This window comes from Sphingomonas sp. (genome assembly GCF_035317925.1).
Classification (GTDB): domain Bacteria; phylum Pseudomonadota; class Alphaproteobacteria; order Sphingomonadales; family Sphingomonadaceae; genus Sphingomonas_I.
The window spans coordinates 1-20,794 of sequence record NZ_DATHFV010000009.1; the positions used below are offsets into that span (position 1 = coordinate 1).

The following is a 20,794-nucleotide window of genomic DNA, read 5'->3' on the forward strand; positions in this document are numbered from 1 at the left end:
GGGCGCGGCGGCCGCGCCCGCCATGCCGATCGCGACCGCGATCACGAACCGGACGATGATGGGGACCGAGGTCTGGCCGAACAGGGGCGCCGCGAAGAAGGCCGCGCCGGGACGGATCGACGCGACCAGCAGCAGCCAGAGATTGGCTTCGACCCCCGCAAATGCTGGCGGCAGCATCGCGCCGCCTATCGCACCACGTCGGGGATGCGCGCGAACATGTCGCGCGTGAAATCGGCCATCAGCCCCAGCATCGCGCTGCCGAACAGGACCAGGCACAATCCGATCAGGATCAGTTTGGGGACGAATGACAGGGTCTGCTCGTTGATCGACGTCGCCGCCTGGATCATGCCGAGGATGACGCCCGCCAGCAAAGTCGGGATCAGGATCGGCGATGCGGTCAGCGCGAGCACCCACAGCGCCTGCTGGGCGACGCCGATGAAATAGTCGGGGCTTGCGGCGCTATTCACGGCGTCTCGCTACTGGAAGCTGCCGGCGAGGCTGCCCATCGTCAGCGCCCACCCGTCCACCAGCACGAACAGCAGAAGCTTGAACGGCATCGATACGATCGCCGGCGACAGCATCATCATGCCCAGCGCCATCAGCGTGCACGCGATCACCAGATCGATCACCAGGAACGGCAGGAAGATCAGGAAGCCGATCTGGAAGGCGGTCTTGAGCTCGGACGTGACGAACGACGGCAGCAGGATAGAGAAGGGGACCTGCGACGGATCGGTGAACTTGGGCGCCTTGGCCATATCGGCGAACAATTTGAGGTCGGTCTGGCGCGTCTGGCGGATCATGAAGCCGTGCAGCACATTGCCCGAACGCGACACCGCTTCCTCGATTCCGATCTGGCCCGCGCCATAAGGCTTGTAGGCGGTCGCGTTGATCTGATCGATCGCCGGCCGCATCACGAACATCGACAGGAACAAGGCGAGACCGACCAGCACCTGGTTGGGCGGCGTCTGCTGCAAACCGAGCGCCTGGCGCAGGATCGACAGCACGATGATGATGCGCGTGAAGCTGGTCATCATCAGCACCAGCGACGGCAATACCGTCAGCAGGCTCATCAGCAGCAGGATCTGCAGCGACAGCGACAAGGGCTGGCCGGTGCCGCCGATCGTCTTCATCGCACGATCCAGCCCGCCCGAAGGGTTCACGGCCGGCGCGGCCGAGGGCAGCGGGGCGGCGGAGGTCGCTTGGGCGAAGGCCGGATGGGCCATGAACAGCAAGGCGATCAGCGCGACGCCGATCAGAACCAGGATACGGCGCGAAAGGGCCGGGCGGCGAAGCGCGAGGGTCATCGGCTCACTCGTCCGGCAGCGAGAATTTGGGCGCTTCGGTTTCGGCGATCGTGTCGACCCGCCCGCGCGAAACCGCGATCAGGAAGCGCCGGCCGGCGAATTCGACCACGGCGAGGCGGCTGAACGGCCCCATCGGTACGGCGTCGATCACGCGTACCGCGCTTTCGCGCCGGCCGAACGGCATGCCGCCGGGTTGAAGCTTTTTGTATAGCCAGAGGGAGAGGACGGCCATTCCACCCACCAGCAAGACCATCAGGAAGAGCTGGAGGAGGTAATAGCCACCGATCATGTGCGTCGTTCAATCCCCGACAACCGTGCCTCCGTGGCGACGACGTCAACGACCCTTATGCCGAACTTGCCGGCCACCGTCACTACTTCTCCGCGTGCGACGAGCGTGCCGTTGACGAGAATGTCGAGCAGCTCGTTGGCCTGGCGGTCGAGTTCGACCACGCTGCCTTCGGACAGATCCATCAATTCGGCGAGCTTGAGGCTGGTCGATCCGACCTCAACCGACAGGCGCAGCGGAATATCGGCCAGCAACCGATAGTTGCGGCCGCCCGCCAAACCGTCACGGACTGGGGCCTCGGTCATGTCACTCATGCTCACGCATTCCCTACTTTTTCGATCATGAGCGCGGCGCGCCCATCCTGTTCACCAATAACCCCATCGGCGATGCAGCGTGCCCCCGCAAGCAAAGGCGTGCGCGGCGGCAGCGTGATCGGGATCACGTCGCCGGGCTTCAAGGCCAGCAATTCCGCCACCGACACTTCCGGCCGCGCCAGTACGGTGCGGACCGGCAGGCTGACCTGCGACAAAGCCTGGCCGAGGCGCCAGCGCCAATCCTCGCTCGCGGCGCGATCCTCGTCATGGACGCGCGCCTCGAGTTTCTCCTCGATCGGCCGCAGCATGGCGAGCGGGTAGAGGACGGAGATCGTGGTCGGCTGCACGCCGGCTCCGATCGAGAATTTCTGCACGACCACCATCTCGTCGCCGCGCAGGAAGGGCAGGTGCGCGACGTTGGTCTCGCGTACGCCGAAAGCGAGCTCGATCGGCGTGACCTCGGTCCAATGCGCCGCGAGAATGGTCGAAATCTTTTCCAGCAACCGGTTGAGCAGCAATTCCTCGCTGGCGCTGAAGTCGCCGGCCTTGCGCTTGATCGACGCGCCCGACGCGCCGCCGTAGAAAATCTCGACCAGCGACGCGATGAAATTGGCTTCGATCTGGATCAGCATGCCGCCCTTGAGCGGGCGCAGGCGATAGAGCGTCAGCGCGGAGAATTCGGGCTGCTCGTCCTGCCATTCCTGGAAGGCGCGAATTTCGAGCGGCTCGGCGGTGACGGTGATGCGCGCGCGCGCGATCGGCTCGATCGCGGGACGGATCGCGCGGGCGAGCTTCTCGCCCATCCGCTCGAGGCCCATGAGCCGCTCGGCCTGACGCGGCCCTTCCTGCCCGAACACGAAGGGTTGTGCCTCGGGCGGCTGCGCCTCGGGCGCGAACGCGACCTCGGGCGATGCCTCGACGATTTCGTCGAGAATGATCGCCGATTCGGCGGGCGAGAGGACTTCCTTGGTCATTGGATGATGAAGCTTGTGAAATAGACGTCGTCGATGCCGCCGAAGCCTTCGCGCTGCTCGAGCACGCGATTGATCGCGAGCTTGAGCTGCTGCCGCAGCGCGGCCTTGCCCTGCGGCGTGTTGAGCGTCTCGGCCGACTGTTGGGCGAGCACTTCCAGCACCGCCGCACGGATCGGCATGTCGCTGTCCTTCAGATGATCGGTGACCTTCTGATCGTACAAAGTGGAGACGCCGACGCCGAGCTGGAGATAGCCGTCCGTATCGCGCAGGTTCGAGGTGAACGGCTGGTCCATCGGCACATAGGTCGACTTGTAGATCGCCGGATTGGGCTGCTGGCCGGGCGCCAGGTCGACCGGGCCGCTCTCGCCTTCCTTGAGCACCAATTTGGGGCGATTCGGATCGAGCTTGGGTCCGCTCGCATGACTGGTCAGCTTGCCGGCCGCGAACACGCCCGCGCCAACGCCGCCGCCGATCAGGATCAGCGGAAGGATCACGAAGAAGATGATCTTCTTCATCTTTCCGCCCTTCTTTTTGGCGGGTGCTGCGGCTTCGTCACTCATTTGAACTCACCATCTCATGCGTAGAGCGCGTCCGAATCACCCTCGAGTGATTCGGATTCCGCCTCGGCCTTACGCCCAAGGTTGCTCACAAATGGTTGATGATCCGGTGAGGATTGCCGATTCTGGCCATTCTGGGCGGTGCCGTCCTGGCCGGCATTGCCCTGTGCCCAGCGCGATGCATCTTGGCCAGAGCTTTGATTTTGGCCGTGATTCTGGCTCTGATCCTGCTTGAGATCGACGTGCGTGTCACTGACTTTCAGGCCCTGCGCGCGCGCTTCGGCGATCAGTTTCGGCTGCGCGTCGAGCAACAGGTTGCGGGTCGTATCATTGTCCGCGGTCATCCGGATCGACGCACCATCCTCGCTTTGCGAGATCGCGACCGTCAGCGAACCGAGATTCTGCGGATCCAGCTTGAATTGAAGGTCGCTGCCGTTGCCCGCGCTGTTGGCGATGTCGCGCGCGAGCGTATCGAGCCACGCGCCGTCGCGGGCGACGGTCAAGGTCTGTTCGACGACCGCGTCGCCTTTGGGCTGGACGGTGGCGGCCGCACGGCCGAAGGTCAAAGTCGGTTCGGCGCGCTGGCTGGATCCGGCGGCAGCGATATCGGCGACGGCGGTTTCGACCCGCTTGCGCGTATCGCCGGTGCGGCGCGGGGCCGCGACCTCGTCGCCGCGCCGGCGGACCGGCGCCTGAACCTGGGCAGTTTGTTCGGCCTGGACCTGCTGCGACACGGGAGATTGGGGTTTCTGGGCTTCCGCCTGTGCCTGCGCATTCGGCATCGGGGCGACGGGCGTGGCGACAGCGACTATGGTCGGATCGGCCGCGGTCGCGGTGCCGTCGTCTTGTCTGAGCGTCGCGATCACGGCCTTCGCCATTTCGGGCGAAAGCGCCGTCGCGGCGGGCTTGGGATCGGTCGTGGGCGGTTGCGGCGTGTGTGTATCGGCCTGCGCCGAATTTGAATCCGCATTGGTCTGCGCCGTGTCGGCGAGCCTGGCGGCATTCGCTGCGGCCTGGGCCGAGGCCGAGTCCGCACTCGTCTGCGCCGCGTCGGCAATCCTGGCGTCGGTGTGGGCGGCAAGTTGCGCCGCTGGCTTGAAGGGGCCACCGCCCGGCATGCCCGCGATCGGCAGGCGCTTGGGCATCGTCATGCCGATCGGCGCGTCGATCTGGATCGGGGTAGGGGACGGAGTTTGGGTCGAGGCCGTCGATTGCGGCTGGATCGGCGCGACGATCACGGGGGCGAGTGCGAGCACGGCGGTCGCGCCCGAGGCAATCGCGTCGGCGAGCGGATCGTCGCTCTGATCCTTGCTGTCCGCGTCCTTGTCGTCGGTGCCGGCATCCTCGGCAACGGGCAAAGCGGCCTCAGCCTCGGTCGACAGCGCTTCGACCGTCGTCGGCAGTGTGACGACGGCGATCGGCGAAGCGGCGACCGGCGGGGTCGCGACCTTCGCCGCGCTCGCCAGCAAGGCGGCGACCGCATCGGTCGTGGTGGTCGTCGTGGGGGCTGCGGTTCCGGCCTTGATGCCGGTCGCGCTCGCCAGCAAAGCTGCGAACGGATCGGACAGCTGGGCCGTCGCGCTGGTCGGATGGGAATCGGCCGGCGCGCCCGTCAGCAGCGCGGCCAGCGGCGAAGCGGATATCGAAAGCGCGGCATCAGGCATTGGGTGCCTCCTTGCGCGGACGACGGCGGAAATTCGCCGTCATGCGCTCTTCGATCAGACGTTGGAGCTCGATCACGGCACGGCCCTCGAGCCGTTCGGCGCTCTCGCGGCGGATATCGGCATCGCGGCGATCATTGACGCGGGCCTGTGCGATCGCCTTGGCCGCGCCGATCGCGTCGGTCAGTCCGTGACGGACGGTATCGAGGCGAAGGCCCATCTCGCCCGCATTGCCGATGCCGGCGCCGGTAGTGATGCCGGGGGCGAGCGTCAGGCTCATGCGCATCGCCGCGAGCTTGGCGGCATTGCCTTCGAGCTGGGCGACCTTGCCTTCCGCCGCGGCGGCTTCGCCGACGGCATGGAGAAGCTGAACCTCGCGGACGCGGGTGATTCGGGCACGGCGTTGGGCGAGGGCCTTCATGCCCCGAAGTTATCAACGAGTTGGGTAACCGAGACGTTAAGGCTAACCAATTCTTTCTGACCCTGGCGCAAAAACTCCAATATCAGGGGATGATGCGCGATCGCCGCGTCGATCGAAGGGTCGCTGCCATCCTTGTAGGCGCCCATCAGGATCAGATCGCGATTGTCCTCATAGACTGACCATAACCGGCGCAGCGTCCGCGCGGCGGTGGCATGTTCGGGGCTGATGATGTCGGTCATCACGCGCGACAGCGATTTGCCGACGTCGATCGCGGGGAAAATGCCCTGTTCGGCGAGCGCGCGCGACAGGATGATGTGGCCGTCGACGATCGCGCGCGCGGTGTCGACGATCGGGTCGCTCGTGTCGTCGCCGTCGGCGAGCACGGTGTAGAGCGCGGTGATCGATCCGCCGGTGCGGGTGTCGACGCCCGCGCGCTCGATCAGGCGCGGGATCAGGCCGAGCGCGGAGGGCGGATAGCCCTTCATCGTCGGCGGCTCGCCCAGCGACAGGCCGATCTCGCGCTGCGCATGCGCGACGCGGGTGATGCTGTCGATCAGCAGCAGCACGCGCTTGCCCTGATCGCGGAAATATTCGGCGATCGCGGTCGCGCGCATCGCGGCGCGCAAACGCAGGATCGGGGGATGGTCGGCCGGAACCGCGACGACGGCGGTCTTGTGGCGGACATTGTCGAGCTTGGTGGCGAGGAAGTCGGAAACTTCGCGGCTGCGTTCGCCGACCAGGCCGACCACGATCACGTCGGCGCGTGCGCCCTGCAGCATCTGGCCCATCAGCACCGATTTGCCGACGCCCGAGCCGGCGGCGATGGCGATGCGCTGGCCGACGCCGGCAGTGAGCAGGGCATTGATCGCGCGCACGCCGAAATCGAACGGTTCGGTCACGCGGCCGCAGTCGAGCGGATTGGAGCGCTTGCCGGCCAGCGGCCAGCGCGCCTTGGTCGCGATCGGGCCGAGCCCGTCGATCGGGTTGCCGAGCGCATCGATCACGCGGCCAAGCAGGGCGTCGCCGACCTCGACGCTGGTGCCGCGCCGGTCGGGCTCGACCCGTGCGCCGCACGAATGCGGCGCGTCGGCGTCGAGCGCCATCAAAAGCGTGCGGTCGCCGCGGAAACCGACGACTTCGGCCAATGCGGCATGGCCATCGGCGTCGATCACGCGCGCATTGGCGCCGACCGGCTCGCGAAAGCCGGTCGCTTCCAGCATCAAACCGTCATAGGCGGCCAGCCGGCCGATGCGGCGCGGCCCGACATTTTCGATATCGATCGTGTCGAGCATCGCGCCCGCGCGCGACGCGAGGTCGTTCATTTCGGTGCGCCCAGGCGATCGAGCTGTGTGCGAAGCTTTTCGAGACGGACGTGGGGGCCGTCCTCGACCCAGCCCGAGCCGGTATCGAGCACGATCGTGCCCGGCGCGAGGAGCGGATCGCCGATCATCTCGACCGAAATGTTCGCGCCGGCGAGGCGGGCGATGTCGGTCGGGTGAAGCCGCAGCCGAGCCGGCGCGGTTTCCTCCGCGATCATTGCCGCGACCGTCTGCGTGCGCTCGGCGAGCGTCTCGGGGTTGATCTCGACCTCGCCCATGATCTGGGTAACGAGCCGCTTGACCGAATTGGCGAGCATCGCGGCCAAACCGTCCGTGCCCTCCGGATTGAGGCATTCAAGGCTTTCGGCGAGCCGGGCGAGCGCGCTGCGCTCCTCCTCCAGCTCGATCATCGCCAGGCGGTGGCCTTCGTTGAGGCCATCGGCATAACCCTGCGCGACCAACGCTTCGCCATCGGCGACGTCGTTCGACGCGGAGGCGGTGTGGAAACCATGATCCACGCCGCCATCGGCTTCGGCCCAGGCCGAGAATTGCGGCGTCGCGGCACCCTTGCTGGTGAAACCGTTGGCAGACGGCCGGGTCCATACCGGCACGGATGCGGCATCCAGGAAGGCGGTGGCGACTTTCGACATATCAGACATAGTCGTCGCCCTTGCCGCCGAGTTGGATCGTGCCTTCGGCGGCCAGGCGGCGTGCGATGGCGAGCACTTCCTTCTGCGCCTCCTGCACCTCGGCGAGGCGCATCGGGCCCTTGTCGGCGATCGCATCCTGGATCGACTGCGCGGCGCGGCTGGACATGCAGCCGAAAATCTTGGTCTTCATCCGCTCGTCGACGCCCTTCAGCGCCACCACCAGAATTTCGCCATCGACCGACCGCAGCAGCGTGCCGAGATTCTTGTCGTCGAGCGCCATCAGGTTGTCGAAGATGAACATCTCGTCCTCGACCGAACGGGCGACCACCTTGTCGAGCTTCTGCAGCGCCTTGATGATGCGCTGTTCGGCCGACTTGCGGGCATTGTTGACGATCTGCGCCGCTTCGCCGGTGCCGCCGCGCTTGGTCGTGCCGCCCGACTTGGCGGGCGCCACCGGACGCAGCAACAGCCGTTCCAGATCCTCGATCGCGTCGGAGGTCACCGGACCCATCGTCGCGACGCGATAGACCAGATCGGCCTGCACATCCTCATCGAGCAATTGCAGGACATCGGCTGCGATCGGCGCTTCCAGATGCGCGAGCACCAGCGCGATGATCTGCGGATGCTCATTCTCGATCAAATTGGCGATCGTGCGCGGATCCATCCACTTGAGCGCTTCCAGCCCGGAGCTTTTCTCCTGCGGCGTGATACGCGCCAGCATGTTCTCGGCACGGTCGTGACCGAGCGCCTTCTCCATGATGTGGCGGATCTGCGTGCCCGCGCCGAAGCCGAGCGACGTGCGCTGGCGGGCGCGCAGCACGAACTGGTCGAGCACGCGGTTGACCTGGACTTCGCTGACATCGGCCACGCTGAACATCGCGCCGCCCAGTGTCTGCACTTCCTGCGGGTCGAGCCGGCCGATCAGCTGCGCGGCTTCTTCCTCGCCCAGCAGCATCAGCAGGATCGCCGCGGCTTCGCTGCCGATCGGCTCCTCGCTCGGCTTGGCGAGATCGATATTGGGGTCAGCCTCAGCCATTCTGCTCGGCTCCCGCCGGCATGTCGGCACGGATCAGGTCGCGCACCACCAGAGCGGCGCGGTCGGGATCCTGGCGGACGAAATTGCGGATCAAGGCGGCGCGGTCGGCATAGCCGGGCGCGGCCTCGATCATGTCGAGCGTCACCTTCTTGCCGGGGTCGTGCACCGCCTCATTGGCGAGCGCGGCGGCGATTTCGGTGCCGAGCGCCGGGCTGCGCTGGAGTTGTTTGGCACCGGCCGGCGTCGCGGCGGCGATCGCGGCGCGGCGCTTCATCAGCGGCTTGATGATGCCGAAGAAAGCGAGCAGCGCGATGATCAGGCCGGTCACGTTGCGGCCGACCACGCTCAGCCAGGGCGATTCATACCATTTGCTGGCGGGCACGGCCTCGGGATCGGCGAACGCGCGCGAAGTCAGCGCGAACTGGTCGCCGCGGGTCTGATCGAAACCGACCGCGCCCTTCACGAGCTGCTCGAGCTGCGCCATCTCGGCGACGCCGCGGGGCTTGGCGCCCTGCTTGAGCGCGACCGCGACCGACAGCCGCTTCAGGTTGCCGACCGGGTTGCGCGTCACCGAAACCTCATGGCCCAGCACGAAGGTGCGGTCATATTGCTCGCTGGTCTTGCCCTGGGTCGCGTTGGCGGCGGCGCCCGCCGCGGGCGCGCCCGGGGTAGCCGGGGTGGCCGGGTTCAGCGACGGGTTGGGCTGCGTGGTCGAAATCTGCGCCGCGCTCGGCGCCTGATTGGCGATCGCACCTGGGATGCCGCCCGCCGGAGGCGTACCGCCATTGGCGCCGTCATTGGCCCACTGGCCCTTTTCCTGGGCGATCACGCTCGAGTCCTTGGGATAGGATTCGCGCGTCGCCTGGGTTTCGGCGAAGTCGAGATCGGCATGGACCTGGGTGGTGAAGCCGTCGGCGCCGACGATCGGCGTCAGGATCTTGGAGACCGCGTCGATATAACGCTGTTCGACCTGGGCCTGCATTTCGAGCTGATGATCGGCACCGCCGTCGCCGCCCTTCTTGCTGAGCAGGTGACCCGCCTGGTCGACCACCGACACGTTGTCGGGTGACAGGCCGGGGACCGACGAGGCGACCAGATTGACGATCGCCTGGGTCTGGCCGTCCGAAAGCGCACGGCCCTGACGCATCGTCAGCATCACCGAAGCCGAAGCGGGCGCTTCGTCGCGGACGAACACGCTCTGCTCTTCGGCGGCGAGGTGGACCTTGGCGGTCTGGACCGCGTCGATCGCCTCGATCGTGCGGGCGATATCGGTTTCGCGGGCATCGCGCAGACGCTCGCCCTCGACCGCACGGCTCGCGCCCATCGGCAGCGACGCCATCACGCTGTCGCCGCTCGGCGCGCTCTTGGGCAGGCCGGCCTGGGCCAGCAGCATTTTCGCCTTGTAATAATCGCTGTCGGACACCGTCAGCGCGCCGGTCGAGCGGTCGAGCGTATAATTGACCCCCGCCGTCTTGAGCGTGTCGGCGACCGCCGCCTTGTCGCTGTCATTGAGCCCCGAAAAGAGGTCGCGCTGCGGCCCCCTCGCGAAGCTCGTCCAGGCGAGGAAGGCGATCAGGATCGCCGCGGCGATGCCCAGCAGAGGCAAGCTCTTCTGGACGGCGGGCTGGCCGGCAAGGCCCTTCACCCGTTCGAGCATGGCGCCCGATGGGTTGGAAGAAGCGGAGACGGGGACTGGGAGGCTTGCGTCGCTCATCGATTATACCGGCATGCTCATGATGTCCTTGTACGCGGACAGGAGTTTGTTTCTGACCTGAAGGGTCGCCTGGAAACCGACCGAAGCCTTTTCCCGGGCCAGCATCACGGCCGCGATATCGGTCGTCTCGCCGCGCTCGTAGGAACTGGTGACGCTATCGGCATTGGCCTGCATGCCGTTGACCTGCTTCAGCGCGCCGTCGAGCGCGCTGGCGAAGCCGCCGCCATTGTTGGCGCCGCCGACACCGCCCGCGCCGCCGATGCCGGCGATATTGCCGATCGGCTGCGCGGCATCGGCCGCGGCCTTCTGCAGCGCGCTATTCTGCTGGAGAATCGCGCTCCGCATCTGAAGCAGGGTTGCCGGGCTGATTGCGCTCATCGCCTAAGCCTCCTCACGCCGCCGCCCGCATGCCGGCGAGCCGGTAGCGGAGCGTGCGTTCGCTGATGCCCAGCCGCTCGGCCGCGCGCAGGCGGTGACCGCCGGTGGCGGCGAGGGCTTCCTCGATCGCGTCATATTCGGAAATACGGGCCACTTCGGCGAGCCGGGCCGGCGCGTTGGCGGCCAAAGCCGGCGCGCGGAACATGTGGCGGACGCTCTGCGCCGCGGCGAGCGTACCCGCCTCGATCGTCAAATCATGCGCCTCGATCCGGTCGGTCGAACGCAGCAGCATCGCGCGCTGAAGCACATTTTCCAGCTCGCGGACGTTGCCGGGCCAGCCATGGCTCATCAGCCGCTCGATCGCGCCTTGGGTCGGCCAGGGGAAATTCTCGCCGGCCATCATGTGGCGCAGCATCAGGGTCGCGGTGATCGCGCGGACGTCGAGGCGGCGCTCGGCGAGCGGCTTGAGCATCAGCGGCATCACGTTCAGACGCCAGTACAAGTCGGCGCGGAACCGGCCTTCGGCGACTTCGGTCGCCAGATCGCGGTTGGCGGCGGCGACGACGCGGACGTTGATCGCCACCGGCCTTGTCGCGCCGATCGGGAGAACTTCGCGCTCTTGCAGCGCGCGCAGCAGCTTGGCCTGGAGCGGCATCGGCAGTTCGGCGATCTCGTCGAGCAGCAAAGTGCCGCCCTCGGCCGCGCGGAACAGGCCTTCGCCGGCCCCTGCGGCGCCGGTGAAGGCGCCCTTCTGGTGGCCGAACAGCATCGCTTCGAGCATCGTCTCGGGCAAAGCGGCGCAGTTGATCGCGACGAACGGACCGTCCGCACGCGGCGAACGGGCATGGATGAAACGGGCGAGGCCTTCCTTGCCGGTCCCGGTTTCGCCGAGCACCAGCACGGTCGCGTCATGCGCGGCGATGCGGGCGGCGAGGGTGAGGAAGGCGGCGCTCTCGGGCTCGCCGCAGGCCGGGCGGCCATTGGGGCGGACCAGTTCGGCGATCAGGGCATGGCCGAACGCCATATCCTCGAAGCCGAAGCCGATCTCGGCCGGGAAACCCTTGGCGGCGGGGGTATAGACCGGCGCGCCGTCGCGGATGTCGAGAATGATGTCGCTATGGCGGGCGGAAGACCGCTCCGAAGCGGCGATGACCCGGATCATGTCCTTGGGCGCGGCGGCGGCGGCATCGATCCGCGTCGCGGCAAGACCCACCCCGGCGAGCCAGGACGCAAGTGCGGGATCGAGCCCCGCTGCGCCTTCACTCAAACCGACATGGGTCATTTGCAGTCCCCCTCACGCCCGGCAATGTTTCGCCGATCGATGCTGGTTACCCCAGGATTAACTTAAAAAGTCTTAATGGAACGCGCGTACATCCCCGCATTGCGCTGGCCCACGGGTTCGCATGCACGGCGCGCGCCACCCGTACGTAGGGGCGGGGGCGACGCGCACGCGCCTTGAGGCGGCTTTTTCGATGCGCTGAAAATTTTCTGGTTAAAGCCCCGCTATCCGCTGCCGTTACCCAATTCGAGGCGGGAACAGGACACTGTCCGGAACTGCCTGATTTGAGCGGGAAAGGAACCCACAGTGACCGTTATCAACACCAATGTGAGCGCTCTTCGGGCCCAGAATGGTACCCGCATGGCTAACGACAGCCTGCAGACCGCGATGGAACGCCTGTCGAGCGGCAAGCGCATCAACTCCGCGAAGGACGACGCCGCCGGCCTCGCCATCGCTTCTTCCATGACTTCGCAGATCCGCGGCATGACGCAGGCGGTTCGTAACGCCAACGACGGTCAGTCGATGGCCCAGACCGCCGATGGCGCGCTGGACGAAGTCACCAACATGCTGCAGCGTATCCGCGAACTCGCGGTTCAGGCTGCCAGCGGCACCTACCAGGATAGCGACCGTACCAATCTGCAGACCGAAGTCACGGCTCTGGCCTCGCAGATCACGCAGATCACGTCGAACACCAAGTTCAACGGCGTCGGCCTGTTCACCGGTTCGGCTGGCTCCTCGGGCACCGTCACGATCCAGACCGGCTCCAGCTCGTCTGATACCGTGAGCATGGACTTCACTGCCCTCGATCTGTCGGCGGTGTCCTCGGTCGCTCTCGGCACGGCTGCCGGTGCTACCTCGGCGCTGACCTCGGTCGACACGCTGATCAGCACGGTTGCCACCAAGCGCGCTGCGCTCGGTGCGTCGGAAAGCCGACTGAGCTCGGTCGTCAACAACCTGACGAGCAACATCACCAACCTGACCGACGCGCGGTCGCGGATCGAAGACGCCGATTTCGGCGAAGAGACCACGAACCTCGCCAAGGCCCAGATCCTGTCGCAGGCATCCACCGCGATGCTCGCCCAGGCGAACCAGAGCCAGCAGAGCGTTCTCAAGCTGCTCCAGTAATCCTCGCTGAGGATTAACCCAATCGGGCGTTGAAGCCCCGGGCGCTGTTCCCCCTTGGCGTCCGGGGCTTCTTCTTTTTGTGTTTGGCCTTGTCTAGACCATTGAATAGAGCCGCGCCCATGAGCGCAGCGCACGATCACAGCCATCACGGTCACGACCACGGTCACGACCATGACCATGACCATGCGCACGGGGGTGGTCACCACGACCATACCGCCGGCGCGAGCGCCCGCTCGCTCGGCATCGCTTTGTGTCTGAGCGGATCGGTGCTGGCGATCGAGCTCGCCGGCGCCTTCCTCTATAATAGCCTCGCGCTGCTGTCCGACGCGGCGCACATGCTGACCGACGTCGCCGCGCTTGGCATCGCGCTGATGGCGGTGCGGATCGGCGGCAAGGCGCCCGACGACAAGCGCACCTTCGGCTATAAGCGGCTCGAGATATTGGCGGCGGCGTTCAACGCGCTGCTGCTGTTCGTCGCGGCAGGCTATATTCTTATAGAGGCGATCGGCCGCTTCCGTGCGCCCGAGCCGGTTGCCGCCAACGGCATGCTCGTGATCGCGGCGCTCGGGCTGATTATCAACGTCGTCGCGATGGCGGTGCTGATGGGCGGCCGCGGCGACAGCATGGCGATCAAGGGCGCCTATCTGGAGGTCTGGTCCGACGCGATCGGCTCGCTCGGCGTCATTATCGGCGCGATCCTGATCCGCATCACGGGGCAGCAGTGGATCGACCCGATCGTCGCGATCGGCATCGCCTTATGGGTGTTGCCGCGCACCTGGGCGCTATTGCGGGATACGATCAACGTGCTGCTGGAAGGCGTGCCGAACGGGATCGACCTCGGCGAGGTAAGGCAGGCGATCTCCGACGTGCCGGGGGTATGCGATGTCCACGACCTTCATGTCTGGTCGATGGCGATCAGCGACGTCAACGGATCGGTCCACATCGCGATTACCGAGCTGGCCATCGGCGAGGATGTGCGCCTGCGCGTGGCGGAGCTGCTCCAGCATCGCTTCGGCATCGGCCACGCGACGATCCAGATCGAACGCGATCCGTGCGGCGCCGCGGAGCGGCCACATCGTTAGCCGTTACGAAGAGATAAGGTGGATTATTCGGCCCAGTCGGCGAGCGACTTGCGCAGGCGATCGAGCGCGGCCTTCTTGATCTGGCACACGCGCGCGGCGCCGACGCCCAATGTCAGGCCGATCTCGTCGAGATTCATTTCCTCGACGAAATAGAGCTGGAGCACCATCGCCTCGCGCTCGGGCAGGTCGGAGATATGCTCCGCCATCGCTTGCGCCAGTTCTTCGCGCTCGAGCGTCTGATCGACGCGCTCCTCGACGTCGGCGAACCACATCGACTGGTCCGAATAGACTTCGTCGAGCGATTCCTGGCGCGCCGCGACCGACGAATCCGCCATCTCGCGATAATCTGCTGGGTCCATTCCCATCGCACGGGCGATTTCGGCTTCGCTCGGCGCGCGGCCCCATTGGCCTTCGAACGTCGCGATCGCCTCGTTGATCAATTTGCGCTTGGCCATGGCCGAGCGGCAGATCGTGGCGTGGCGGCGCAGATGATCGATCATCGCGCCGCGAATCCGCATCGACGCGTAGGTCGAGAAAGCGTGGCCGCGATCCTCGTAGCCGTTCGCCGACTCGACCAGGGCGACCATGCCGATCTGGACCAGGTCCTCGACATCGATCGCGCTCGAGACGCGGCCATGGACGTGCCAGGCGATCTTGCGCACGAGCGGCATATGCGCCCGGGCCAGCGCGGCCGGATCCTGCTTGGCGGGCTTGCGCTGATAGGTCATCGCGCCTTCCATCGGCGCGGCCTGCTGGGTGAGGGTCATGCCGCCATCTCCGGCGAGCGCGGCAGCGTCGGTGCCACCGCAGGGGTGCCGTTGCTACCGACGATCGCCATCACTTCGACCGCCTTGCCATCGGGAATCTCGAGGAAGGACATGATCGGAGTTTCAGGCAAATGTGGTTTAAGAAGTCTTGCGACCGCGCGGCGCGCCATCGGCGACGTCACCAGGGCAAAGCGCGTGGCGGTGTTGAGCAGCGGCTGTGCCGCCTGATTCACCGCCGCGATGATGCGCTGGGCGAGCGCCGGTTCGAACGGATGCGCGGCGGTTGGGCCCACGCGCACGGCTTGTGCGAGCAGGCCTTCCAGTTCCGCGTCGAACGTCACCACCGGCAACGGCATGCGGACCGGCACGATCGTCTGCACGATCAGCGCACCGATACGCTGCCTGACCGCCTCGTTGAGCTGCACCGGATCGGTCGATTCGCGCGCGGCGTCGATCATCGCCTCCGCCACGCGGCGGAAATCCTTGAGTGGAATGCCCTCGGCCAGCAGCGCGCGGCAGGCCGACGCCAGTTGGGCGAGGCTGAGCGGCGCCGGGGTGAGGCCGGCGACCAGCTGCGGCGCGCTATCCTTGAGCGCGTCGAGCAGTTTCTGCGTTTCGTCCATGCCGAACAGATCGGCGGCCGAATTGGCGATCAATTGGTTGAGATGGGTCGCGATCACGGTCGCGCCATCGACCACGGTATAGCCCGCGACGACCGCGTCGCTGCGCTGTTCGGGCCGGATCCAGACCGCATCGAGCCCGAAGCTGGGATCCTTGACCAGGCGCCCCTCGACCTTGCTGATCAGTTCGCCCGAATCGAGCGCCAGCAGATCGTCGGGCCAGCATTCATCCTCGCCGACGACGACGCCGGCGACGGTGATGCGGTAGCTGTTGGGGCCGAGCGACAGATTGTCGCGCACGCGCACCAGCGGCACGACGAAGCCCAGTTCGCGGCTCAGCTGGCGGCGGATGCCGGTGATGCGCGCCATCAGCGGCGCGCCCTTGCGTTCGTCGACCAGGCTGATCAGGCCGTAGCCCAGCTCCAGGCTGAGCGGGGCGCCGTCCGACACCTCGTCCCACTGGATCTGGCTGGGATTTGCGACCGGTGTGGGGGCGGGCAGCGCCGCGACCACCGCGGCCTCATCCTTGGCCTTCTTCAGCTTCCAGGCCATGAATCCGGCTAGGCCGGCAGCGGGCAGGATGATGAAATGCGGCATGCCCGGCAGTACGCCGAGGAAGCCGAGGATGCCGGCGACCGGGGTCCAGGCCTTGGCCGAACCGAACTGGCTGGTGATCTGGTGGGACAGATCGAGCGGCGAATTGACCCGCGTCACGATCGCCGCGGCCGCGATCGACAGCAGCAAGGCCGGGACCTGCGCGACCAGTGCGTCGCCGATCGCGAGCTGGATATAGGTGGACGCGGCTTCGCCGACCGCCATCTTGTGGCTGACGACGCCGAGCACGAGGCCGCCGACGATATTGATCACCAGGATCATGACGCCGGCGACGGCGTCGCCCTTCACGAACTTGGAGGCACCATCCATCGAGCCGTAGAAGTCGGCTTCGGTCGCCACTTCCTGGCGGCGGGCCTTGGCTTCGTCCGGCGTGATCAGGCCGCCATTGAGATCGGCGTCGATCGCCATCTGCTTGCCGGGCATCGCGTCGAGCGTGAAACGCGCCGACACTTCCGACACGCGGCCGGCGCCCTTGGTGATCACGACCAGGTTGATGATCATCAGGATGCCGAACACGAACAGGCCGACGGCATAGTCGCCGCCGATCAGGAAGTGGCCGAATGCCTCGATCACGTGGCCCGCGGCACTGGCGCCGGTATGGCCGTCGACCAGCACGACACGGGTCGAGGCGACGTTGAGCGCGAGCCGGAGCAAGGTGGCGAAGAGGAGAACGGTCGGGAAGGCGGAGAAGTCGAGCGGCTTTTCCGCGTTCAGCGAAACCATCAGCACGGCAAGGCTGATCATGATGTTGGTGATGAAACCGATATCGAGCACGAAGCTCGGCACAGGTACGATCATCAGACCGACAAGCATCAAGGTGGCCAGCGGAAGGATCGCGCCCCTCGCCGAACTCAGCCACAGCTTCCGATTAATCGCCTTGGTCGCCATACCACCCTCTTACTAACGCGGTAAAAGAAGCAAGAGGCGTGCCAGAATTTCGGCAGTCGTCATTCCCGCGAAGGCGGGAATCCTTAATCCCCGACGATGCCGCTCCATCGCCAACAAAGCGCTTATGGATCCCCGCGTTCGCGGGGATGACGATCGAAAGGGCTGAAACGAAAGACGCCGACCTCTCGGCCGGCGCTGGTGGTTCTCAAAGGGAGGGGCCCTTAGCCGAGCTTGCCGCTGCGCCCATAGGCTGCGGCGCGCGGGGCGCCGGTGAGGCTGATCAGCTTGTCGAGGTCGCGGCGATTGCGGTCGGCGAGCGCGTTGATGCGGCCGCGGGCCGCCTCGGCGCCCTTGAGGATATGGATCAGGTCGTCGCGCAGACCCGCGCGTTCGCGCCAGCCGCCGACCACGCGCACTTCCTCGACCGCGACCGCGACCGCGGCGTTGGCCGCGTCGATCGCGTCGACGTCATGCGCGTCCAGCGCCGCGATCAATGCGGTCTGGGCGTCGTTCAGCTGCTGGAGGGTGGTCTCGCTCACTGGGTGGGCAGGTCTAGCGCGATCATGCGGTCGGCGATCGCCTTCGCATCGATCTTGTAGGTGCCGTTGGCGATCGCGGTGCGGATCGCGGTGACCTTGGCGCTGTCGATCGGCGCGCCCTGGGCGGCCAGTTCGGCCGCGGGCGTGGCGATCGCGCCGGACGCCTGCGCGCCGGCCTGCTCGACCTTCGCGACGGGTTCGCTCTTGCCGACGCTGTCGCCGCGCAACTCGATGGCGCGAGCGATGCCGGTCGGTCCGACTGCTGTAATCATCGTCGCATCCTTTCGCATCATACTCGCCCGGTCCATGACATCGCCTGACCGGAATAACGACACAATCGCCAATTATTTAAATCCTGGTAATTTTACGCGTCCAGCCTCGATAACTTCTGCGAAAATCGGGACCTTCTGGCCTTCCGCCTTGACCCGGATGCGGCTGCCGGGGGCGCCGTCCTCCTGTGCGGTGGCGGCGACGCTGACGCTGAAACCGTTGGTTTCGGCGATCAGATCCACCGGATCCCCGCGCCGCACGACCATATCGGCCTTGCTGAAACCGCCCATTCCGACCGTCTGTGCGCCTTGGGCGCCGCCCAGGCGCGATATCGGCACCCGGATGCGCCAGTTCGCGGCAGGGCAACGCAGCGCGACCGCGCCCATCGCCGGCGGATCGATCTGGACCGAAGCGGGGCAGGTCGCGAGCTTCAGCCGGCGGTCGATTGCCGTAGCAGGACCGCCCGGCTGACCGATTCCGGCTCCAAGCGCGGCAATCAGCCGCGTCTCGAGCGCATCGATATTCTGGAACGGCGTCACTGCTGCCGCAGGAGCGGCGAGCAGGGCCAGCAGAGGGAGGGCACGGATATACATGCCCGTATTCACGCAAAGTTCGTGCCAGAAGAAGCGTCGTTGTCCGGGCCGGTGCCGCCCAGCGTAGCTGGGACCAATCAATTGCGCGTGATCTGGATGAGCTGGCCGCCGCCGGTGGAAGGATCGATCGCGATCGCGATCTTGCCCTGCGCGATCCCGGCTTTCGCCAATTCGCGCGCCACCGCCGCGGTACGCGCGGCGGCCAGCTCCCAGCCGTCGAAGCGCGCGGCGTTGGGTTCGGTCCCGCGGCTGCTCACGATCAGCGCCGCATCACCCACATTGCGCGCAAAATCGTCAATGGTCTTATGGGATTGCGGTGTCAGCACGGCCTCGCCCGGTTCGAACCAGGCATCGGCTTTCTCCTCCAGCGCGGCGTTCGCGCGCGCTCCGAAAGCCGCGCGCAAGCCCGCCGCCAGATGATTGGCGTCGGGCTTGGCCTGCAGCAGCACGAAAAAGCCGAGCAGGAGCAAACAAAGATCGGCGAAGCTCAGCGCCCAGCGCTGACGTCCTGCGGAGGATTTCATGTGCCGTAACTTCGCTCGCCATAGTTCTTTTCAAGCGTACGGCGCAGCCCGCGCGCATGATCGAGCTCGGCCCGTGCGAGCGCGCAGAAATGGTCGAGCGTGCGGCGCTGCCAGGCGATTTCGGCCTCCGACAGCCGTTCGAGCCGGTCGGCGACCGGTCCCGCGATCAGATTGGCGAGCAATATGCCCCAGAGCGTCGCGACGAGCGCGGTCGCCATCGGCGCGCCGATCAGGGCGGGATCGGTCATGTGCGCGAACATGCGCACCAGCCCGAGTACGGTCGCGCACATCCCCATCGCGGGGGCGGCGTCCGCGAGGTCGCGCCAGAAGATCACATTGGCGGCGTGACGGCGCGCGCGTGCGTCGAGCGATTCCGTCGCCCAGCGCGTGAATGCTTCGGAATTGCCGGCTTCGGCGAGCTTGCGGATCGCCTGGCGCAGGAAACGGCCGGCGGTCGCGACACGGTCGGCGCAGACGATGCCCTTGGTCTCGGCGATCTTCTCGACCTTGCCGACCGCGACCATCGCGGCGAGCGCGTCGGCTTCGGGGTTCGCGGTGAAGAAGGGGCGTAGCGCGGCGAACGCGGGCCCGAAGGCCGCACGCCCGCCGCGGAGCAACGCCGCGACCGATGCCCCACCGAACACGATCGCCAGCGCTGCCGGGTCCAGAAGCCGTCCTACCTGCGCGAAGAACTCCACGCTTAACCGCTCCCGTACCCAAACCGGCAAAAATCTGCCGCCCCCGGCAAAAACTTGCCGCTCCCACACTGACAGGCCTTGCCGCCACAGTTTTCCGGGGTGCCGCCAACGAATTGGCACACCCTTTGCAACGATGCTGGCGACGCCGCCGTCCAACACAGTTCACGACAGCGGCCACGGAAACTTTAGGAACGAAAGGAAGAGCGCCATGGCCAATAATGATCCGCTCTTCGGGATCAGCGCCGACGCCCTGAAGCTTCGCTCGCAGCGCATGTCGCTGCTGGCGTCGAACATCGCGAACGCGGCGACCCCCAATTACAAGGCGCGCGACTTCGATTTCCAGAAGGCGCTCGACGCCGCCCAGTCGGGCACGTCGGCCGACAAGGCCGCCAATCAGGCTGCGGGTTATCGCGTGCCGCTCGAAGCGTCGCTCGACGGCAACACGGTCGAGCTTTCGACCGAGCAGACTTTGTTCGCGGAGAACGCCGTCCAGTACAAGACGACGCTCTCTTTTCTCCAGGGTCGCATCTCGACCGTGATGACGGCGCTGAGGGGAGAATAAGCCATGAGCAACATGTCGATCTTCGACATTTCCGGACGCGCGATGGCGGCGCAATTGGTGCGGTTGAATACGACCGCGTCGAACCTCGCCAACGCCAATTCGGTCTCGACCACCAAGGAAGGCGCGTTCCGCGCGCTCAAGCCGGTGTTCAAGACCGTCAATGGCGGCGAGGGCATCTCCACCGTCCAGGTCTCCCAGGTCGTCTCTTCGCAGACCGACCCGACCAAGCGCCACGATCCGGGCAACCCGCTCGCCAACAAGGATGGCGATGTCTGGGATGCCGGCGTCGATCAGGCCGGCGAGATGGTCGAGATGATGGAGACCGCCCGTCAGTACCAGAACAACGTGCAGGTCCTTCAGACCGCAAAATCCCTCACCCTCGATACATTGAGGCTCGAAAAATGACCGTATCAACTGGCAATAGCTATCTCGACTCGCTGACGAACTCGCAGACCGCTGCCCAGGCAGCGGCGAGCAAGTCGAACCAGACGATCGATCAGGCGGGTTTCCTGAAGCTGCTCACCACGCAGCTGCAGACCCAGGATCCGACGGCACCGACCGACGACAACACGATGGTGCAGCAGATGGCGACTTTCAGCCAGGTCGCCGGCATCACCG

General features: G+C 66.3%; 26 protein-coding genes. 5 read left to right on the forward strand and 21 right to left on the reverse strand.

Annotation, left to right across the window (positions count from 1 at the left end; translation table 11 throughout):
• Window positions 1-185: 185 nt before the first annotated feature.
• The 14 genes from fliQ to VK533_RS00535 all read right to left on the reverse strand — a co-directional run bounded on the left by fliQ (window position 186) and on the right by VK533_RS00535 (window position 11,896).
• Entirely contained in the window at window positions 186-467 is a 282-nt protein-coding gene (fliQ, locus tag VK533_RS00470; protein ID WP_324373931.1) for a flagellar biosynthesis protein FliQ, read from the reverse strand.
• Between the two features lie 9 nt (window positions 468-476).
• The gene (fliP, locus tag VK533_RS00475) at window positions 477-1,223 is read right to left on the reverse strand and encodes a flagellar type III secretion system pore protein FliP (protein ID WP_414712264.1); all 747 of its coding nucleotides are present in this window, start codon (window positions 1,221-1,223) and stop codon (window positions 477-479) included.
• A gap of 85 nt (window positions 1,224-1,308) precedes the next feature.
• Window positions 1,309-1,593 (reverse strand): flagellar biosynthetic protein FliO, encoded by a 285-nt coding sequence (locus VK533_RS00480; protein ID WP_324373935.1) that lies wholly within the window; start codon window positions 1,591-1,593, stop codon window positions 1,309-1,311.
• Window positions 1,590-1,904 (reverse strand): flagellar motor switch protein FliN, encoded by a 315-nt coding sequence (gene fliN, locus VK533_RS00485; RefSeq protein WP_324373937.1) that lies wholly within the window; start codon window positions 1,902-1,904, stop codon window positions 1,590-1,592. Before fliN ends, VK533_RS00480 begins: the two co-directional genes overlap by 4 nt.
• Before the next feature lie 2 nt (window positions 1,905-1,906).
• Entirely contained in the window at window positions 1,907-2,878 is a 972-nt protein-coding gene (locus tag VK533_RS00490) for a flagellar motor switch protein FliM (RefSeq protein WP_324373939.1), read from the reverse strand.
• Window positions 2,875-3,438: a flagellar basal body-associated FliL family protein gene (locus VK533_RS00495; protein ID WP_324373941.1), complete on the reverse strand. Its 564-nt coding sequence runs from the start codon at window positions 3,436-3,438 to the stop codon at window positions 2,875-2,877. Before VK533_RS00495 ends, VK533_RS00490 begins: the two co-directional genes overlap by 4 nt.
• Before the next feature lie 14 nt (window positions 3,439-3,452).
• Window positions 3,453-5,099: a flagellar hook-length control protein FliK gene (locus tag VK533_RS00500; protein ID WP_324373943.1), complete on the reverse strand. Its 1,647-nt coding sequence runs from the start codon at window positions 5,097-5,099 to the stop codon at window positions 3,453-3,455.
• Window positions 5,092-5,517 carry a hypothetical protein gene (locus VK533_RS00505; protein WP_324373945.1) on the reverse strand — a complete coding sequence of 142 codons (426 nt, stop codon included), beginning with the start codon at window positions 5,515-5,517 and terminating at the stop codon, window positions 5,092-5,094. Before VK533_RS00505 ends, VK533_RS00500 begins: the two co-directional genes overlap by 8 nt.
• Window positions 5,514-6,839 (reverse strand): FliI/YscN family ATPase, encoded by a 1,326-nt coding sequence (locus VK533_RS00510; protein WP_324373947.1) that lies wholly within the window; start codon window positions 6,837-6,839, stop codon window positions 5,514-5,516. Before VK533_RS00510 ends, VK533_RS00505 begins: the two co-directional genes overlap by 4 nt.
• Window positions 6,836-7,495, reverse strand: a complete 660-nt coding sequence (locus VK533_RS00515; RefSeq protein ID WP_324373949.1) for a hypothetical protein — start codon at window positions 7,493-7,495, stop codon at window positions 6,836-6,838. The genes VK533_RS00510 and VK533_RS00515 overlap by 4 nt, the downstream gene beginning before the upstream one ends.
• Window positions 7,488-8,522: a flagellar motor switch protein FliG gene (gene fliG / locus VK533_RS00520; protein ID WP_324373951.1), complete on the reverse strand. Its 1,035-nt coding sequence runs from the start codon at window positions 8,520-8,522 to the stop codon at window positions 7,488-7,490. The genes VK533_RS00515 and fliG overlap by 8 nt, the downstream gene beginning before the upstream one ends.
• The gene (gene fliF, locus VK533_RS00525; RefSeq protein ID WP_324373953.1) at window positions 8,515-10,179 is read right to left on the reverse strand and encodes a flagellar basal-body MS-ring/collar protein FliF; all 1,665 of its coding nucleotides are present in this window, start codon (window positions 10,177-10,179) and stop codon (window positions 8,515-8,517) included. Before fliF ends, fliG begins: the two co-directional genes overlap by 8 nt.
• A 60-nt stretch (window positions 10,180-10,239) precedes the next feature.
• Complete coding sequence (gene fliE, locus VK533_RS00530; RefSeq protein ID WP_324373955.1) at window positions 10,240-10,614, reverse strand: flagellar hook-basal body complex protein FliE; 375 nt, start codon at window positions 10,612-10,614, stop codon at window positions 10,240-10,242.
• Between the two features lie 13 nt (window positions 10,615-10,627).
• Window positions 10,628-11,896, reverse strand: coding sequence for a sigma-54 dependent transcriptional regulator (locus VK533_RS00535; protein ID WP_324373957.1), 1,269 nt, complete (start codon window positions 11,894-11,896; stop codon window positions 10,628-10,630).
• A 303-nt stretch (window positions 11,897-12,199) separates the two neighbouring features.
• Here VK533_RS00535 and VK533_RS00540 point away from each other — a divergent pair, with 303 nt between their 5' ends.
• Both VK533_RS00540 and VK533_RS00545 read left to right on the forward strand, forming a co-directional pair.
• The gene (locus tag VK533_RS00540; RefSeq protein WP_324373960.1) at window positions 12,200-13,018 is read left to right on the forward strand and encodes a flagellin; all 819 of its coding nucleotides are present in this window, start codon (window positions 12,200-12,202) and stop codon (window positions 13,016-13,018) included.
• Between the two features lie 119 nt (window positions 13,019-13,137).
• The gene (locus VK533_RS00545; protein WP_324373962.1) at window positions 13,138-14,100 is read left to right on the forward strand and encodes a cation diffusion facilitator family transporter; all 963 of its coding nucleotides are present in this window, start codon (window positions 13,138-13,140) and stop codon (window positions 14,098-14,100) included.
• A 23-nt stretch (window positions 14,101-14,123) separates the two neighbouring features.
• On the opposite strand, the gene VK533_RS00550 is transcribed toward VK533_RS00545, so the two are convergent.
• The 7 genes from VK533_RS00550 to VK533_RS00580 all read right to left on the reverse strand — a co-directional run bounded on the left by VK533_RS00550 (window position 14,124) and on the right by VK533_RS00580 (window position 19,614).
• A complete protein-coding gene (locus tag VK533_RS00550) occupies window positions 14,124-14,867 on the reverse strand; it encodes a FliA/WhiG family RNA polymerase sigma factor (protein WP_324373964.1) in 744 nt (247 codons plus the stop codon).
• A complete protein-coding gene (gene flhA, locus VK533_RS00555; RefSeq protein WP_324373966.1) occupies window positions 14,864-16,990 on the reverse strand; it encodes a flagellar biosynthesis protein FlhA in 2,127 nt (708 codons plus the stop codon). The genes VK533_RS00550 and flhA overlap by 4 nt, the downstream gene beginning before the upstream one ends.
• 221 nt (window positions 16,991-17,211) lie before the next feature.
• A complete protein-coding gene (locus VK533_RS00560; protein WP_324373968.1) occupies window positions 17,212-17,529 on the reverse strand; it encodes a hypothetical protein in 318 nt (105 codons plus the stop codon).
• Window positions 17,526-17,801, reverse strand: a complete 276-nt coding sequence (flgM, locus tag VK533_RS00565; protein ID WP_324373970.1) for a flagellar biosynthesis anti-sigma factor FlgM — start codon at window positions 17,799-17,801, stop codon at window positions 17,526-17,528. The genes VK533_RS00560 and flgM overlap by 4 nt, the downstream gene beginning before the upstream one ends.
• A 72-nt stretch (window positions 17,802-17,873) precedes the next feature.
• Entirely contained in the window at window positions 17,874-18,392 is a 519-nt protein-coding gene (locus tag VK533_RS00570; RefSeq protein ID WP_324373972.1) for a flagella basal body P-ring formation protein FlgA, read from the reverse strand.
• A gap of 77 nt (window positions 18,393-18,469) precedes the next feature.
• Entirely contained in the window at window positions 18,470-18,916 is a 447-nt protein-coding gene (locus tag VK533_RS00575; RefSeq protein WP_324373973.1) for a flagellar motor protein MotB, read from the reverse strand.
• Window positions 18,913-19,614: a motility protein A gene (locus tag VK533_RS00580; protein ID WP_324373975.1), complete on the reverse strand. Its 702-nt coding sequence runs from the start codon at window positions 19,612-19,614 to the stop codon at window positions 18,913-18,915. Before VK533_RS00580 ends, VK533_RS00575 begins: the two co-directional genes overlap by 4 nt.
• Window positions 19,615-19,822: 208 nt before the next feature.
• On the opposite strand from VK533_RS00580, the gene flgB reads away from it, so the two are divergent.
• From flgB to VK533_RS00595, 3 genes are all read left to right on the forward strand, one after another.
• On the forward strand, window positions 19,823-20,176 hold the full coding sequence (flgB, locus tag VK533_RS00585) for a flagellar basal body rod protein FlgB (protein WP_324373977.1): 354 nt from the start codon (window positions 19,823-19,825) through the stop codon (window positions 20,174-20,176).
• A gap of 12 nt (window positions 20,177-20,188) precedes the next feature.
• Entirely contained in the window at window positions 20,189-20,581 is a 393-nt protein-coding gene (flgC, locus tag VK533_RS00590; RefSeq protein ID WP_324373981.1) for a flagellar basal body rod protein FlgC, read from the forward strand.
• On the forward strand, window positions 20,578-20,794 hold a 217-nt coding region (locus VK533_RS00595), incomplete at its 3' end, for a flagellar hook capping FlgD N-terminal domain-containing protein (RefSeq protein ID WP_324373979.1). The genes flgC and VK533_RS00595, both read left to right, overlap by 4 nt.